Source organism: Nocardioides sp. NPDC101246 (assembly GCF_044767415.1).
GTDB lineage: Bacteria > Actinomycetota > Actinomycetes > Propionibacteriales > Nocardioidaceae > Nocardioides.
This window is the reverse complement of record NZ_JBIWNX010000014.1, coordinates 19,079-34,444: the sequence shown is the minus strand read 5'-3', so window position 1 is coordinate 34,444 and position 15,366 is coordinate 19,079. Positions and strand designations below refer to the sequence as shown.

The 15,366-nt window shown below is 69.6% G+C and carries 15 protein-coding genes; 5 read left to right on the top strand and 10 right to left on the bottom strand.

Annotated elements, in window-relative coordinates:
- Nucleotides 1-236: 236 nt before the first annotated feature.
- The 4 genes from ACIRON_RS23480 to ACIRON_RS23465 all read right to left on the bottom strand — a co-directional run bounded on the left by ACIRON_RS23480 (nt 237) and on the right by ACIRON_RS23465 (nt 4,002).
- Nucleotides 237-887 (bottom strand): HAD-IA family hydrolase, encoded by a 651-nt coding sequence (locus ACIRON_RS23480; RefSeq protein ID WP_402995980.1) that lies wholly within the window; start codon nt 885-887, stop codon nt 237-239.
- A 298-nt stretch (nt 888-1,185) separates the two neighbouring features.
- Complete coding sequence (locus ACIRON_RS23475; RefSeq protein WP_402995978.1) at nt 1,186-2,697, bottom strand: aldehyde dehydrogenase (NADP(+)); 1,512 nt, start codon at nt 2,695-2,697, stop codon at nt 1,186-1,188.
- A 16-nt stretch (nt 2,698-2,713) separates the two neighbouring features.
- Complete coding sequence (locus ACIRON_RS23470) at nt 2,714-3,247, bottom strand: nuclear transport factor 2 family protein (RefSeq protein ID WP_402995976.1); 534 nt, start codon at nt 3,245-3,247, stop codon at nt 2,714-2,716.
- A complete protein-coding gene (locus ACIRON_RS23465) occupies nt 3,244-4,002 on the bottom strand; it encodes a ribonuclease activity regulator RraA (RefSeq protein WP_402995974.1) in 759 nt (252 codons plus the stop codon). Before ACIRON_RS23465 ends, ACIRON_RS23470 begins: the two co-directional genes overlap by 4 nt.
- Before the next feature lie 176 nt (nt 4,003-4,178).
- Here ACIRON_RS23465 and ACIRON_RS23460 point away from each other — a divergent pair, with 176 nt between their 5' ends.
- From ACIRON_RS23460 to ACIRON_RS23450, 3 genes are read left to right on the top strand one after another with little or no spacing between them, the layout of a single operon-like run.
- Nucleotides 4,179-5,003, top strand: coding sequence for a fumarylacetoacetate hydrolase family protein (locus ACIRON_RS23460; RefSeq protein WP_402995972.1), 825 nt, complete (start codon nt 4,179-4,181; stop codon nt 5,001-5,003).
- Nucleotides 5,004-5,015: 12 nt separating this feature from the next.
- Nucleotides 5,016-5,822, top strand: coding sequence for an IclR family transcriptional regulator (locus tag ACIRON_RS23455; protein WP_402995971.1), 807 nt, complete (start codon nt 5,016-5,018; stop codon nt 5,820-5,822).
- On the top strand, nt 5,815-6,591 hold the full coding sequence (locus ACIRON_RS23450; protein ID WP_402995969.1) for an IclR family transcriptional regulator: 777 nt from the start codon (nt 5,815-5,817) through the stop codon (nt 6,589-6,591). Before ACIRON_RS23455 ends, ACIRON_RS23450 begins: the two co-directional genes overlap by 8 nt.
- A 77-nt stretch (nt 6,592-6,668) precedes the next feature.
- On the opposite strand, the gene ACIRON_RS23445 is transcribed toward ACIRON_RS23450, so the two are convergent.
- The 6 genes from ACIRON_RS23445 to ACIRON_RS23420 form a co-directional block, all read right to left on the bottom strand.
- Nucleotides 6,669-7,886: a mandelate racemase/muconate lactonizing enzyme family protein gene (locus ACIRON_RS23445; protein WP_402995967.1), complete on the bottom strand. Its 1,218-nt coding sequence runs from the start codon at nt 7,884-7,886 to the stop codon at nt 6,669-6,671.
- A 51-nt stretch (nt 7,887-7,937) separates the two neighbouring features.
- On the bottom strand, nt 7,938-9,290 hold the full coding sequence (locus tag ACIRON_RS23440; RefSeq protein WP_402995965.1) for an MFS transporter: 1,353 nt from the start codon (nt 9,288-9,290) through the stop codon (nt 7,938-7,940).
- 377 nt (nt 9,291-9,667) lie between these two features.
- Entirely contained in the window at nt 9,668-10,867 is a 1,200-nt protein-coding gene (locus ACIRON_RS23435; protein WP_402995963.1) for an ABC transporter permease, read from the bottom strand.
- Nucleotides 10,864-11,553 carry an ABC transporter ATP-binding protein gene (locus tag ACIRON_RS23430; RefSeq protein ID WP_402996257.1) on the bottom strand — a complete coding sequence of 230 codons (690 nt, stop codon included), beginning with the start codon at nt 11,551-11,553 and terminating at the stop codon, nt 10,864-10,866. Before ACIRON_RS23430 ends, ACIRON_RS23435 begins: the two co-directional genes overlap by 4 nt.
- 4 nt (nt 11,554-11,557) lie before the next feature.
- Nucleotides 11,558-12,730: an efflux RND transporter periplasmic adaptor subunit gene (locus ACIRON_RS23425; protein WP_402995961.1), complete on the bottom strand. Its 1,173-nt coding sequence runs from the start codon at nt 12,728-12,730 to the stop codon at nt 11,558-11,560.
- Nucleotides 12,727-13,293 (bottom strand): hypothetical protein, encoded by a 567-nt coding sequence (locus ACIRON_RS23420; protein ID WP_402995959.1) that lies wholly within the window; start codon nt 13,291-13,293, stop codon nt 12,727-12,729. Before ACIRON_RS23420 ends, ACIRON_RS23425 begins: the two co-directional genes overlap by 4 nt.
- A 184-nt stretch (nt 13,294-13,477) precedes the next feature.
- Between ACIRON_RS23420 and ACIRON_RS23415 the strand changes: the two genes are divergently transcribed.
- Both ACIRON_RS23415 and ACIRON_RS23410 read left to right on the top strand, forming a co-directional pair.
- Entirely contained in the window at nt 13,478-14,134 is a 657-nt protein-coding gene (locus ACIRON_RS23415) for a response regulator transcription factor (RefSeq protein WP_402995957.1), read from the top strand.
- The gene (locus ACIRON_RS23410; RefSeq protein ID WP_402995955.1) at nt 14,131-15,366 is read left to right on the top strand and encodes a sensor histidine kinase; all 1,236 of its coding nucleotides are present in this window, start codon (nt 14,131-14,133) and stop codon (nt 15,364-15,366) included. Before ACIRON_RS23415 ends, ACIRON_RS23410 begins: the two co-directional genes overlap by 4 nt.

Here is a 15,366-nt window from a genome sequence, read left to right as displayed (position 1 = left end):
ATGGAGGACGGGCTGGCCTGTAAGCCGGGATCCGTTCCCGTAGAGACGTCTGTCGGTGGTCGTCGACGGCATTGTGTGGTTGACCTGCGAAAATGCGGTTTCGAGAACTGGCTGTCGACGATCTCCGGTGGCTCTCGTCCGGACAGTAACCGGACAGTAGAGGTGTCATCACGATCGACAGGGTCGGCAGTTGGTGGCGATGTCGTCAACCAGGATGGTTCGCCGAGCGAGGGTGCCTAGGAGATGGTGATGGTCAGCTCGAGTGAGTCTGCGCTGATCTGGATGCCCGAGAGGTCGGGCACGGTCCAGTCGGCCCGGTGACCCGCCGCTGTGCGGCCCACGCCGACGACGCGCATCCCGGCGCGGCGAGCCGCGGTGATGCCTGCCGCCGAGTCCTCGAACGCCACGCAGGTCCTTGCGGGCACACCGAGCGTCGCCGCGGCTGCTGTGAATCCTTCCGGGTCGGGCTTGCTGGCTGAGACGTCCTCGGCAGTTACAGCCACCGCGGGCATCGTGAGGCCAGCCGTCGTCATTCGGGCCCAGGCCAACTGCCGCGGCGCGGAAGTAACAAGAGCGTGCGGTAGCCGGGCGATGGATTCGAGAAGCGCACGTGCGCCGGCGATGGCGACGATGCCCTCCACCTCCGCAGTCTCTCGCTCCAGCATGATCTGGTTCTCCGCAAGGTTCTGCCTGTGGGGCCGGTCAGGCAGAAGCAATGCCATACTCTCGTGGCCTTGTCTGCCGTGTACCACCTTCAAAACTTCCGCGGAGGCGAGATCGTGGTCGGTGGCCCACTCGCTCCAGATTCGTTCGACGACCGCGGTGGAGTCGACCAAGGTGCCGTCCATGTCGAGCAGGACTGCCCTCGCCCGGATTCTGATGCTCATGCCTCCAGCTCCGTCCGAGTCGGCCGCGTTCCACGACTTGGGTCCCGGAGGGCGGTCGAGCGGTCGCGTCGGCAGGCGTCGTCCCCGTAGCGGTGGAGATCGGTGGTCGGTCGAGGCATGACAACAGGGTAGGGGTTCGGTCGCGCTGCTCGAGGCGGTGCGCTCGGCGGTCGGAATCGACCGCCGAGCGCACGTGGACGGCAGGTCGCTAGTCGCGGCGCGAGGCCATGCCACTCGCGGACAGCGTGACTGCCAGTACATGCGGCCCCGCACCGGATCGTTCGGACCAGACGCCTCGTCAGGATCCCGGGACGAGCACGCCGTCGATGCGGCGCGGGATGCCCGGGTCGGCGTCGCGCAGCTCGACGGGGAGCACGATGTCGGGTGCCGACTGCCAGGTGACGGGACGCTGGAACCGGCGCGCCGCCGTCGTGCCGACGGAGGTGTGCAGACTTGTGGTCGCGGCGGGCCAGGGGCCGCCGTGGTGCTGCGCCCAGGAGACGAGCACGCCGGTCGGGTAGCCGTTGTAGAGCAGCCGCCCGGCCTTGTCGCGCAGCAGCCGGCTGAGCTCGGTGGTCCACTCGCTCTCGTCGCCCTCGGCGTGGACGGTCGCAGTCAGCGAACCGGGGACGCCGTCGAGGATGGAGGTGAGCTCGTCGGGCCGGTAACGGCAGATCAGCGTGAGCGGCCCGAAGCACTCCTCGACCGCACCGCTCGAGATCGAGGACGGGGAGATCTCGAGGAGGCGTGGCGACACCATGTAGCCGGGACCGGATGCGGCCTGGCCCTCGGCCACCAGGCGCGCGTCGGAGCCGTTCGCCAGGGCGGAGCTGATCTTATCGTACGCCTCGCTGATCCGGCCGTTGAGGAGCGTGGCTGCGGGAGCTGAACCTACGAGCTCACCTGCCAGTTCGACGAGCCGGTCGCCGTGCCGCCCTGTGGGCACGAGGACCAGGCCCGGCTTGGTGCACAGCTGGCCGGCGGAGCCCAGCACCGAGCCGGCCAGTCCTTCGGCGATCTGGTCCGCACGAGCAGCGACTGCGCCGGGGGAGATCACGATCGGGTTGACGCTGGACAGCTCGCCGTAGAACGGGATGGGGTCCGGTCGCCGGGCGATGGCGTCCATGAGCGCTCTGCCGCCGGCGAGGGAGCCGGTGAAACCGACGGCCTTGATCGCGGGGTGAGTGACCAGGTCGATCCCGCCGCCGAGTCCGAAGACCAGGCCGAGAAGTCCGTCGGGGGCGGAGACCGAGGCGGCGGCGGTGGTCATGGCGTCATAGGTCAGCTGCGACAGGGCCGGGTGGGAGCTGTGCGCCTTGACCACGACCGGGCAGCCCGCGGCTAGTGCGGACATGGTGTCGCCGCCGGGGACGGAGAACGCGAGCGGGAAGTTGGAGGCGCCGAAGACCGCAACGGGTCCGAGGGGGACCAGCATCCGCCGTAGATCGGGCCCCGGCCCCATCGGGGTGTCCTGGGCATGGTCGATGGTGGCCTCCAGGAAGCTGCCCTCCTCGACGAGGTCGGCGAACATCCGCGCCTGGTAGACGGTCCGGGTGAGCTCGCCGTTCAGTCTCTGCTCAGCGAGCGCTGTCTCCCGTACGCCGATCTGCACGATGCGCTCGCGGCGCCGCTCCAGCTCGTCGGCGATCGCGCGCAGGAGGGTCGCTCGGAAGCCACGTCCGCGAGCGTCGTATGCCGGTGCGGCGACGGCCGCACGTCGGCAGATCTCGTCGACCTGGCTGCTCGTCGTCTCCTCGGCCACGGTCTCGACCTCGGTGCCCGTGGAGGGGTCGATGCTGATGATGGTCACGTCGGGTGCAGTCCTCTCAGGCGCCGGTGGCGGTGCCGTTGGTGGTCGTGGTCTCGCCGTAGTCCGCATCCGGGTGCGGCCGCTCGACCGGGGGAGTCATCTGGTAGTCGTTGCCGGCGTAGTCGTAGCCCTCGAGGGTCACTTCGTCGCGCCCGTCCGAGGAAGCGGCGTAGAAGGCCCGGATCTCGGTGATCAGACCGGTCTCGGGGTCGAAGCGGTACCACTCGTCGCCGCGCAGATAGCCCCCGAGGCGCGTCTTCCAGTGGGTCCACTCGATGACGGCTTGCAGGGACTCAGGCTCGGCGATGAGTCGCTCGATGCTCCAGGCGGATCCGATGTTCTTCACCAGGTGTCGCCAGTTCTCGGCGATGGTGCGTGCGCCGACCCAGGGGCCGTCCAGGCCTGGCGGGAAGTAGTGCACCGCATCGGGGTGGAACGTCGCCGCCATGGCGTCGACGTCCGCGTCGTTGCAGCCCTGGAAGTAGGTGCGGATGGTCTGCTCCATGCGCTCGCGCTGCACGTCGCGTGGGAGATCGGCGAACCTGGTCATGAGGCCACCTCCGCGCTCCGCCAGGCCTCGTACGCAGCCAGCGTGCTCTCGTCCGGTGGATAGAGTCCCCACAACGAGTCGCCGGCGCGCACCCGCTGGTTCAGGTAGTTCTCCAGCTGCTCCTGCTCGGCGGCCGGCTCGGCCAGCTCCGCTGCCAAAGCCCGAGGCACCACGATGATTCCGTCGCGGTCACCGACGAGGACGTCGCCCGGATACACGGCGACACCCGCGCAGCCGATCGGCACCTGGAGGTCGGCTACGTGGAAGGAGGCGGGTCGGGTGGTCGCGGTCACCGCACGGGCGTACGCCGGGAAGCCGAGCTCGCCGATGGCATGGCCGTCGCGCAGGGCGCCGTCGGTGACGAAACCGGCCGCGCCGCGCTTCATCGCGCGGGTCACGAGCATGTCGCCCGCCGAGGCTGCGGCGATGTCGCTGCGGGAGTCGACGACGATGACCTGGCCTGGGCCGACCTGCTCGATCGCCTCCCACTGGAGCTGGTTGCCGGTCCGATAGGGGTCGTCCATCGGGTCGACGTCCTCACGCGCGGGGATGAAGCGCATCGTGAACGCCTCTCCGACGAAGCCGTCGAAACGGCTCCCCACGGGAGCGACGCCGACGAGGAAGGGCTGGCGGATGCCGCGCTTGTAGAGCTGGGTCGCCAGGGTGGCGGTGCTGGCCTCGCCGAGCCGCGCGAGCACCTCGGGCGAGAGCGCCGTCTGTGGCGCGTGGATGGGATGGGTCTCCGGATCGGACATGGGCTGCTTCCTTCGTAAGAACTTCGGGTGCCGCGGTTCCACGAGCTGAAGTTTCAGCGGAGGGATTGTGATGACGGCGACGTCAGGCTAGCGTCCATTCCAGCAAATTCCTAGAGAATGCGAATGATTCCTACTGAATGAGAATCACTCGATCGGCACGAATGAAGGAGTGACAGGTGCGACTAGCCACCCTGACCACATCTGACGGTTCGACGACGCCCGTCGTCGACATGGGAGACGGATGGCGCGCGACGGCCACAGCGGTCGCCGACGTCGTCGCAGGCGCGGTCCCCTCGCTGGGAGACCCGGTTGACGTCGACCGCGGGCGGTTCGAGCTGCCCTACCGCCCCGGCACGATCCTCGGGGTCGGGCTCAACTACCACGACACGGTCGCCGACATGGGTTGGGATCTTCCCGCTGAGCCCTACCTCTTCCCGAAGCTGTCCTCCAGCGTCACCGGTCCGTTCGACGACGTGGTCGTTGACCTGTCGCTGACCACCCGGGCCGACTGGGAAGGAGAGCTGGGAGTAGTGATCGGCCGGACGGCGCGCAACGTGTCCCGAGCCGACGCCCTCAGCCACGTCTTCGGGTACGTCGCGGCCAACGACATCTCGGCACGGGATCTCCAGGCGGCCGACGGTCAGTGGCTGCGTGGAAAGGGCCTGGACACGTTCTGCCCGCTCGGCCCGTGGGTTCTCACGGCCGACGAGGTCCCGGACCCGCAAGACGTCGGGATCCGCACCCTGGTCGACGGGGAGGTCGTCCAGGACGGCCACACCGGCTCGATGATCTTCGGTGTCGCGGAACTGGTGGCGTGGTGCTCGCGGTTCTTCACGCTCGAGCCCGGCGACATCATCCTGACCGGGACACCGGCTGGCTGCGGCGACTTCCGAGACCCTCCTCGAGCGCTCGCACCGGGTTCCCGGGTGGAGGTCGACCTCGGGCGATTGGGCCGGCAGTCCAATCTCGTGGTCGCTCCCATGAGCGGAGGTCACTCATGAAAGGCTTGGCACATGGCTTCCACGCCCACCGAACCGCCTGCAGGTGCTCTTGACCGGGGTCTCGCCATCTTGTCCTACCTGGCCCGACACCGTGAGGCCTCGGCGGGCGAGGTGGCCGATGCGCTCGGGCTGAGCGTCTCGACGACCTACCGGCTCGCCGAGCGGTTGCGTCAGCAGCAGTGGCTTGCCCAGGACGGTCGTCCAGGGGATCTCCGGCTCGGTCCGGCGGCGGCTCAGCTGGCGGCGGCAGCCGTAGGCTCGAGCCGGCTGAGGGATGTTGCAGTCCCGGCGCTGCGCGAGCTGTTGGCCGCGACCCGGGAGACCGTCAGCCTGGCCGTACCCAGCAAGCTGTCCATGGTCTTCGTCGAGCGCGAACGCGGCCCTCACTCCGTGGGAGTCTCCGCTGAGCTGGGCGCGAGCCGGCCCCTCCACTGCACCTCGGTCGGCAGGGCCTATCTCGCGGCCCTCCCGGACGACCAGATGCACCGCCTGCTGGACGAGCTCGCCATGTCCGCGGACTCACCCGTCACGGTGGACGAGCTCCCCGACCTCCGCCGGATCATCACCGAGACCCGAGAGCGCGGCTGGTCCCAGGACATGCGGGAGTTCGACCCGTCCAGCTGCTGCTGTGGCGCCGTTATCCGGGACCACACCGGGGCCCCCATCGCCGCGATCAGCGTGGCCGGTCTCGCCGACCGCATGCAGGCCGAGCTCGACGAGATGGGCCCCAGGGTGCGGGCGACCGCCGATCTGATCTCGAGCAGGCTGGGATATCTTCCCCGCGAACCCGTGCCCGCCCGGGGTGACCGGGATGGGTGAGGCGGGCTCGGGTGCCGGCACGCTGGATCGTGCCGTCCTGATCCTTCGTCACCTGGCGACCATGCACGAGGCGTCGATCGCCGAGCTCGCCGAGGCGGCCGACACGACCCGGAGCACGGCCTATCGTTTGGTCGCACGGCTCCACACCTGGGGCCTGGTGCAGCCGCACGAGACCGAGCCCGGGCACTGGATCGTCGGAACCGAGGCGCTCCGCCTCGGTCTCTCGGTCCTGCAGCGTTCGCGGGTGGCTCACGCCGCACCGGAGCCACTGCGTTACATGGTCGAGCTGACCGGTGAGACCTGCGGGCTCGCGATCGCGTCCGGCACGTCGATGATCTTCGTGCACCGTGAGCCCGGCCCACGTCCGAGCCCGGCGAGCTTCCGTGTGGGTGGCGTACGTCCGATGCACTGCTCCTCGGTCGGCAAGGCCTACCTCGCCGCTCTCCCGGAACAGGACCTCGCCCGTCTGCTGCCACGGCTCCGGCTCACCCAGGAGACCCCTGCGTCGCTGGTCGGGCGCGCTCATCTCGAGCGGGACCTCGCGCTGACTCGCAGACGCGGCTGGTCCATCGATGCCGGTGAGACCACCACGGCCACCGGTGCATGTGGTGCCGCCGTCCTGGACGAGGCGGGCCGCCCGGTGGCGGCGATCAGCGCGTCCGGTCCGCTTCCGCGTATCCGTCGGCGGGCGGACGAGCTCGGCCCGGTGGTGGCAGCGACCGCTGCGGTCATCTCCCGACGGCTGGGTTTCCAAACCTCTCACCCCTGAGGATCTGAGCGGTCGAGCCAGGGCCGGGGCGACGCGGTGAGCGTCGTCCCGGCCCTGTGGTTGCTCAGGGTCGTGACTCAGGATCGCGAGGTGATCTGAGCCGAGTCGAGCGTCCATGCCCGGGCCTGGTCGCTGAGGCTGAACCCGAGGCCGAGACGGTTGGGGACGATCATCCGGCCGTCTCGGATCTCCAGCTTCTCGTTGAAGAGGGGCTCGAGCCACTCGAAGTGCTCCACCCACGGGTCGATCTCGTACGCCGCCGCGAGGTGGAGGTGGATCTCCATGGCGAAGTGTGGTGCCATCCGGATCTTCGCGGCCTCACCCATGGCCATGATCTTGAGGAACGGCGTGATGCCGCCCACGCGCGGAGCGTCGGGCTGCATGAAGTCGACCGAGCGCGCGTTGATGAGCTCGGCGTGCTCGGCGAGGCTGGTGAGCATCTCCCCGGTGGCGATCGGGGTGGCGAGCTCACGGGCCAGGTCCGCGTGCCCCTCGGAGTCGTAGGCGTCGAGCGGCTCCTCGATCCAGGTCAGGTTGAACTCCTCGAGCGCGCGACCCATCCGGACCGCGGTGCTGCGGTTCCACTGCTGGTTCGCGTCGACCATCATCGGGAACTTGGCGCCGAGCTGCTCACGGATCTTGGCGACCCGCTCCAGGTCGATGTCGGTGTCGGGCTGCCCGACCTTGATCTTGATGCCGCCGATGCCCCGCTCCACCGAGGCGCGGGTGTTCTCGACGACCTGCTCGATGGACATCGACAGGTAGCCGCCGGAGGTGTTGTAGCACTGCACGGAGTCGCGGTGGGCGCCGAGGAGCTTGGCCAGCGGCAGCCCGGCACGCTTGGCCTTGAGGTCCCACAGAGCGATGTCGATCGCAGCGATCGCCTGGGTGGACAGCCCGCTGCGGCCGACGGATGCGCCCGCCCAGACGAGCTTGTTCCAGATGCGGGAGATGTCGTTGGGGTCCTCGCCGATGAGCTCGGGAGCGATCTCCTTGGCGTGGACGTACTGTCCGGGGCCGCCGGCTCGCTTGGAGTAGCTGTAGCCCACGCCCTCGAACCCGCCCTCGGTGCGGATCTCGGCGAAGAGGAACGCGATCTCGGTGAGCGGCTTCTGCCGGCCGGTGAGGACCTTGGCGTCCGAGATGGGGGCGGCCAGCGGCAGGCTGACGAGCGAGAGCTTCACGGAGGAGATGGAGTCGGTGCTCGCCTCGCCGCGCGCGAGCGCGGCGAAGTGTCGCTCGTTGGTCTCGCTGCTCACCGTCGCGCTGGTCCGCTCGATGAAGGTGGAGGTCACGTTGTTGCCTTTCGTTGGTGTTCTGGTGCTACCTGTGGACGCTGGCCGAGGTCAGCGTTTGATCTGGGGGAGGTCGGTGTCCTCCAGCGCGGACCGGTCGACGACCGGCCAGTGCGGAACCCGCTTGATGAGCAGGGAGAAGCCTGCGGCGGCGGCGATGAAGACACCGAGGCCGAGCATCGCCAGCTTGGTGCTTCCGGTCGCCTCGTGGACGAGACCGAAGCCGTACGGGGCGACGAAGCCGCCGAGGTTGGCCACCGAGTTGATCATCGCGATCGCCACGGCCGCGGTCATCGGGTCGGTGCGCTCGCGCAACAGCGGCCAGTAGACCGGCGCGACGGTCTTGAACCCGAGGGTCGCGACGACGATGAACGCGAGGCCGAGCCAGGAGCCGGCCAGCGCGGCGGCGATGGTGCCGACGGCGGCGATCGTCAGTGAGGTGGTGATGAGTGCCTGTCGCTGGGCAGGGTGCCGGTCACCGCGCTTGGAGACGAAGTAGAGGTAGGGGATGGTGCACAGCCACGGGAGGGCCGAGAGCAGCCCGACGAGGTTGGCGTCGTCGACGCCGAGATCACGTACGACGGTGGGCAGCCAGAACGTCGTCGAGTAGATCGACATCTGGACGGCGAAGTAGATCCACATGAAGAGGTGGACGACCGGGTTCTTGAGGAGCGTGCCCATGCTGCGCAGGGTGGAGCGGTGCGCGTCCTCGGACGGACGCTCTGCGGCGATCTGCAGGCTCAGCTCGCGGCGCTCCTCCTCGGTCAGCCACGTCGCCTCGGAGATCTTCGAGTCGAGCAGGAAGAACGCGATGACCCCGACGACCATCGTCGCGCCACCCTCGATGAGGAACAGCCACTGCCATCCGTCGAGGCCGAGGACGCCGTGCATGGAGAGGAGCGGTCCGGAGACCAGGCTGCCGATGGAGTACGCGAAGAGCGCGCCGACCGCCCAGGTGCCGGTGGCCCGGCCCTGGTAGCGGTTGGGCAGCCAGGTCGAGATGTAGTAGAGGACCGCGGGCACGAAGCCGGCTTCCGCGACGCCGAGCAGGAAGCGCAGGACGTAGAAGCTCGTCTCGCCCTGGACGAACATCATGGCCGCCGAGATGGCGCCCCACGTCACACAGATCCGGGTGATCCAGATCTTCGGCCCCACCCGCAGCATGAGGACGTTGCTGGGCACCTCGAAGAGGAAGTACGCGATGAAGAACAACCCCGCCCCGAGCCCGTAGGCGGCGGCGCCGATGCCGAAGTTGGCCTCCAGGTCCTCCTGGACGAAGCCGATGTTTGCCCGGTCGATCTGGTTGAGCATCATCATGACGGCGAAGAGCACGATGATGCGTTTGTAGATCTTGCGGCTGGCAGATGCGACTGCCGGGTGTTCTGCGAGGTCGTGTGTGGACACGATTCAGTTCCTCTCCTTTGACACGGATGTGGTCAGGAGTGACGTCTCTCCGGTCCGATCGACCGCGTACGGCCCGATCGGGACAGGTGGGGAACTTATGTGGCGGTCGTCACGCCCGACAAGGAAGTCCAAGACGAATCCGTCACAACGTGCACCCGGTGCGACGCCGGTCGGTTGTAGCGGGCTGCTGTCGCAACCGCTGCGACACATGATCGCCGCGAATCCCTTGTGACCGATGCAGGGCGCTGTGACAAACCGCTGCACGAGCTCGCCCCGGTCGAGTTCGTCCTCAGCGGCACAGGGCCATTCACCCGCCCAGCCCATCTCGCCAGCACGTTCACTGGTGAGATGGGCGTGGACATCCGTGACGCCGGTCGTCACGGCGTCGCGAGGGCCTCGGTCGGGGAGAGTCGTGCGGCCCGGGCCGCCGGGTAGAGACCCGCGATGCAGCCGACGACCAGGGTCGCCCCGAGCCCGCCTCCCAACGCCCACGGCGGGACCACCGGGGCCCAGCCCTGCATCAGGGCGTACGCCAGGGTGACTGCGCCGCCGATGGCCGCTCCTGCGAGCCCGCCGAGCAGCGAGAGCAGCAGTGACTCGGTCAGGAACTGGGAGCGGATCTGGCCACGGGTCGCGCCCAACGAGCGCCGGAGGCCGATCTCGGCACGCCGCTCCAGCACCGAGATCACCATCGTGTTCGCGACGCCGACGCCGCCGACGATCAGCGCGACCGCGCCGATACCGAGCAGCAGAGCGGTGAAGGCCTGGTCGGCGGCCTGCTGAGCCTCGAGGGCGTCAGAGGGCTGGGCGACGTCGACCTCGCCCGGGGCCTCGGGGTTGGCGGTGGCACCGAGCACTGCCTGGACCGACTCCACCTGATCCGGCGCGGCCCGGGCATAGAGGGTGGTGGGGTGCCCGTCGAAGTCGAGCACCTCCTGGGCGACGGGCCAGCCGATCAACGCCCCGGAGTCGATCTCGGGCACCAACGGCGAGGGTTCCAGGATCCCGACGACGGTGAACCACCGTTCCCCGACGAGGATCTGGGCCTCAGGGCTCGGTGAGCTCACGCCCAGCCGTTCCGCGGCGGCCGAGCCCAGTACCACGGCCGGGTACTGCGCGGTCGAGTCGTTGAGCCAGGTCCCGCGGGCGAGCTCGGTGGAGGTGGTCTCGAGCAGGTCCGTCCGGGCTGCGTACGCCGCGATCCCCTTTGTCTCGGCCGCGGGGATCTTGTCGGACCGGTAGACCTTGGCGTCCGGCACCACCCCGATGGCGGAGACGTCGGTGACCGGGGCGATCCGGCCGACCATCGCCTCTGCTGACAGCGGTAGCACCGCCTGCTCGCCCATCATGGTGGTGCCGTTCTGCGCGCTCAGCAGGTTGGTGCCGAGCGCGTCGAGCTGGGCGTCGAGGTCGGCGCGCGAGGACGAGGAGATGCCGACGACCGCGACCATGGCCGCGATCCCGATCGCGATCCCCAACGAGGAGAGGAAGACCCGCATCGGCCGGGTCCGTAGCCCGGCGGCACCGACCCGCAGCCGGTCGCCGGCACCGAGCCGTCGGGGTGTCAGCGTGCTCATCGGAGACCACCCGCCAGCGACACCAACGCGCTGTCGGAGACGATCCGGCCGTCCCGGATCCCGATCTGTCGGGGAAGGGATCGGGCGATGTCGTTGTCGTGGGTGATGATCACGACGGTCGTGCCATCGCGATGAAGGTCCCGGAGGAGCTTCATCACCCCGGATCCGGACGCCGAGTCCAGGGCACCGGTCGGCTCGTCGGCGAGCAGGAGCGCGGGCCCGCCGGCCACCGCCCGGGCGATCGCCACCCGCTGCCTCTCACCACCGGAGAGCTCGTGCGGCCGGTGGGTCAGCCGGTGGCCGAGCCCGACCCGGGTCAGCGCCCGGGCGGCCAGCTCGCGCCGTTCCGGGCATCGACGGCCGCTGTAGAGCAACCCGTCGGCGACGTTGTCGAGGGCGGTCGTTCCCGGGGCGAGATGGAACTGCTGGAAGACGAAGCCGATCCGGCTCGCCCGCAGCGCGGAGAGCTGGGCATCCTCGAGCGTGTTCACGTCGTGCCCAGCGATCCTCACCTGACCGGAGGTCGGTCGGTCCAGGGTGCCGAGGACGTGCAGCATCGTCGACTTGCCCGATCCGGAGGGGCCGACGATGCCGACCAGCTCGCCGGCGTCGATGCGGACGCCGACACCGTCGAGGGCGCGCACGCCGCCGGCGTACGACTTGTGGACATCGGTCAGCTCGATCATCGGCTCACTCACCTGGCACCCCTACGAGGGTCCCGTCGGCGATGCCTTCGCCGGAGATCTCGACCCGTCCGCCGGAGAAGAGCCCGGTCTCGACCGGGACGTACGCGGTGGTGGTGCCGTCGACGACCTCGACTCCGAAGCCGCCCTCGGCGAGGGCGACGAGGGCAGCGACCGGGACGGTGAGCACGTTCTTGCGCTCGCCTGCGGTGAAGGCGACGTCGACCGCGGCGGCGTCATAGGTCGCCGCGGTCTCGCGGCCCTTCTTCTCGGTCAGCACCGCGACCACCTCGAGCGTGGTGGTGGACTCGCCTTCGGCAGCGGCTCCTCCACCCGACTCCTCGGTCACCTTCGTCGCGGCGTCGGTCACCTTCCCCGCGGCGCGGGTGCCGTCGGGAAGGGTCACCTCCACGGCGGCGCCGACCTCGGCCATCCGCCGGTCGGCCGGGTCGAGGGTGACGGTCACCGAGGGCACGGTGTCGGTCACCGACAGCACCGGGCCGCCGTTCCCTGCCTGGTCGCCCAGGCTCGCGGAGAGACCGCCGATCCTCACCGCGGCGGGCTGGACCACGACGTCGCCCGTCCGGACCGTCCCGGTCTGCTCGACACCAAGGTCCTCCTGCCACTCCGCGACCGCGGCCGCGGTCGCGTCGGTGTAGTCGTCGTCGACGTCGAAGCCGCGATGGCCCAGCGCCCACAGGTTCTTCTCCAGCTGCTTGACATCCCTGCCTTCGGCGCCGGAGGCGAGATCTCGCCACGTGGGGACGGTGCCGTAGAGGAGAGGCACGGGAGTGGCGTCCACCTCGAAGAGCGGCTCGCCGCGGCGTATGACCTCTCCTTCGTCGGGGAGGGCCGTGACGGTGCCTGGCTTGCGGGAGCCGATCGGGACGAGGGCTCCGTAGCCGAGCGTGCCGCCCTCGGTGATCTCGTCCGTGAGGGTGCCGCGGGTGACCTCGGCCGTCGCCTGGGGGACTGCGTCGGGAGTGGTCGAGCTGTCGCCGCGTCCGGCGTAGGTGTAGGCGCCGGCCGCTGTGCCGGCGACGGCCAGCACAGCGAGGCCTACCCCGGCGATCTTGGTGACGCGGCGCCGTCGCGCCGGCGACGCGACGGCCTCCGCGGTCGCAGGATCAGGGCCTCCGACGGGCGCCACGCGGACGGGTGCGTCCTCGATCTCGGTCACGAGACCTGACCCCCCTGCGTCTGGGAGCGGGCGTCCTCGAGGATCTTGTTGCAGACTTCCTCGGCGGCCTCGAACTGCGGATCCTCGGCGATCTCGGGAGTGATCTTCAGCCCCATCTGGCCCGGCTCGGGGTCGGGGAAGTCCTCGACGCCGTTCTCCCGCATGCACGCCGCCATCTCCAGCATCGGCTCGTTCATCCCGGAGCTGCCACCGGCCGCCTGGCCCTGCGGGGCGTACTCCTGGCAGGCCTGCATCGCCTTGTCCACCGTGCTGGGGTCGACCTGCTGGCCTCCGGGACCACCGAACTGGAGCCGCAGGCCCTCGCCCGGCGGCGGGTCCTCGACCTCGAGACCCTGTTCGCGCAGGCACTGGGTGTACTTCAGCATCGTCTCGCGGTCGCCGCCTTCGGCGGCGTCTTCGCCGCCAGCGTCTGCGCTCGCCCCGGAGTCGGCGGTGCTGTCGCCACCGGCCGAGGCGATCGCGTCGGTGTCGTCACCTCCGCAGGCGGTCAGGGTCAGGCCGAGTGTGAGCAGCGCCGCGGCGGCGAGTGTTCGGGTGAGCATGGGTTCTCCTCGAGAGTATGGATGATGGCACCGGCCCGGCCGGGTGGCGTCCGGGCCGGCGACCCCAGCCAACCCGTGAGCGCGTTTCGCGGTGATCTGGCACGGGTTAACGTCGAGGAAATGCCGTACGCGGCAGGCTGACTGGTCCGGAGGGACCGGTCATGATGCGAGAAGGAGTGAGGCGATGCGGGTGCTGGTGGTCGAGGACGAGCCACAGCTGGCGGATTCCGTCGCCGAATGGCTGCGTCAGCAGAGCCACGCCGTCGACGTCGCGCTCGACGGCGGAGAGGCGCTGAAGCGGGTCGGCGTCAACGAGTACGACGTGGTCGTCCTCGACCGCGACCTGCCGGTCGTCCACGGCGACCAGGTCTGCCACCAGATCGTGGGGTCCGACTCCGGCGCACGCGTCCTGATGCTGACCGCCGCTGCCGAGGTCACCCAGAGGGTCTCCGGGTTCGCCCTGGGAGCTGACGACTACCTCACGAAGCCGTTCGCGTTCCCCGAGCTCGCCGCCCGGGTGCTGGCCCTCGGACGGCGCTCGCGCCAGGCGGTGCCGCCGGTGCTGCGCCATGGAGACCTGACCCTGGATCCCAGCCGCCGCGAGGTGTTCCGTAGCGGGCGCTACGTGCCTCTCGCGCGCAAGGAGTTCGGGGTTCTGGCCGAGCTGATGATGGCCGACGGCGCGCCGGTCTCCGCCGAGCAGCTGCTGGAGAAGGTGTGGGACGAGCATGCCGACCCGTTCACCAACGCCGTCCGGGTCACCCTGCACAAGCTGCGCCGCAAGCTGGGTGACCCGTCGCTGGTGGAGACGGTCACCGGCGTGGGGTATCGGCTGCGATGAGGATCCTTCCCCGACGACTGAGCCTGCGAGCGCGGCTCACGCTCATCTACTCGGGTCTCTTCCTGCTCGCCGGTGCGCTGTTGCTGGCGGTGACCTACGGACTCTTCGTCAACCAGCTCGGTTCCGGTGGGTCGGTGATCGTGAAGGGAATCCGACTGAAAGACGCCGATGGCGACGGCGAGGAGGTGCAGCGGCTGCTCGATGCCGACTACGTACAGACGCAGGACGGTGACGTCGTCACGGGCACGCAGGCTCAGGAGTGGATGCTCGCTCAGCGCGAGGCCCTGCAGAGCGCGGCGGCGGAGTCGCTGCTGATCCAGGGTGCGATCGCCCTGGCACTGGTGCTCGTCGTCGCCTGCGTGCTCGCGTGGTTCATCTCCGGCCGGGTGCTGGCCCCACTCCATGTCGTCACCGCCACCGCTCACCGCATCTCGGCAGCCCCGGCTGCTGACATGGGTCTGGGGGAGCGGATCGAGCTGGACGGGCCCGACGACGAGGTCAAGGAGCTGGCCGACGCCTTCGACGCCATGGTCGGCCGTCTGGACCGCTCCTTCGCGGGGCAGCGGCGGTTCGTTGCCAACGCGTCCCACGAGCTGCGTACGCCGCTGACGGTCGGTCGCGCGATGGTGGAGTTGGCGATGCACCGGCCGGGCGCCTCGGCGGATCTGCGTACGCTCGGCGGCGACCTGCTCGCTCTCAACGCCCGCCACGAGGCGCTCATCTCCGGCCTGCTCGACCTCGCCGGCGCCGAGAACGAGCCGATCGACCACCAGCCCGTCGACCTCGCCGACATCGTCGAGCATGTCGCCGACCTTACCGCTCCCGAGGCCACCGCGGCGGGTGTCGAGGTGCGCCTGGACCTGGGCGAGGCACCCACCTCGGGCGATGCCATCCTGCTCGAGCGTCTCGTTGCCAACCTGGTCGAGAACGGTATCCGCCACAACATCTCCGGTGGCTGGGTGGAGGCACGATGCGGACGCAGCGAGGGGCATGCCGAGGTCGTCGTGACCAACACCGGTCCGGAGGTATCGGCGTACGAGGTCGCCAGGCTGTTCCAGCCGTTCCGTCGCCTGGACCACGACCGGATGGTCGTGGACCGTGGCGTCGGCCTGGGGCTCTCCATCGTCGAGGCGATCGCACGAGCGCACCAAGGCTCCGTCTCCGCCCAGCCACGGGAGGGCGGTGGCCTGGTGCTGGTCGTGCGTCTGCAGGCCAGTGAGATCATGGTCTGA

Coding starts and splice junctions, on each gene's coding strand:
- ACIRON_RS23480 (WP_402995980.1), bottom strand. CDS start 887: ATGAGCATCAGAATCCGGGCGAGGGCAGTCCTGCTCGACATGGACGGC.
- ACIRON_RS23470 (WP_402995976.1), bottom strand. CDS start 3,247: ATGACCAGGTTCGCCGATCTCCCACGCGACGTGCAGCGCGAGCGCATG.
- ACIRON_RS23465 (WP_402995974.1), bottom strand. CDS start 4,002: ATGTCCGATCCGGAGACCCATCCCATCCACGCGCCACAGACGGCGCTC.
- ACIRON_RS23455 (WP_402995971.1), top strand. CDS start 5,016: ATGGCTTCCACGCCCACCGAACCGCCTGCAGGTGCTCTTGACCGGGGT.
- ACIRON_RS23450 (WP_402995969.1), top strand. CDS start 5,815: ATGGGTGAGGCGGGCTCGGGTGCCGGCACGCTGGATCGTGCCGTCCTG.
- ACIRON_RS23435 (WP_402995963.1), bottom strand. CDS start 10,867: ATGAGCACGCTGACACCCCGACGGCTCGGTGCCGGCGACCGGCTGCGG.
- ACIRON_RS23430 (WP_402996257.1), bottom strand. CDS start 11,553: ATGATCGAGCTGACCGATGTCCACAAGTCGTACGCCGGCGGCGTGCGC.
- ACIRON_RS23420 (WP_402995959.1), bottom strand. CDS start 13,293: ATGCTCACCCGAACACTCGCCGCCGCGGCGCTGCTCACACTCGGCCTG.
- ACIRON_RS23415 (WP_402995957.1), top strand. CDS start 13,478: ATGCGGGTGCTGGTGGTCGAGGACGAGCCACAGCTGGCGGATTCCGTC.
- ACIRON_RS23410 (WP_402995955.1), top strand. CDS start 14,131: ATGAGGATCCTTCCCCGACGACTGAGCCTGCGAGCGCGGCTCACGCTC.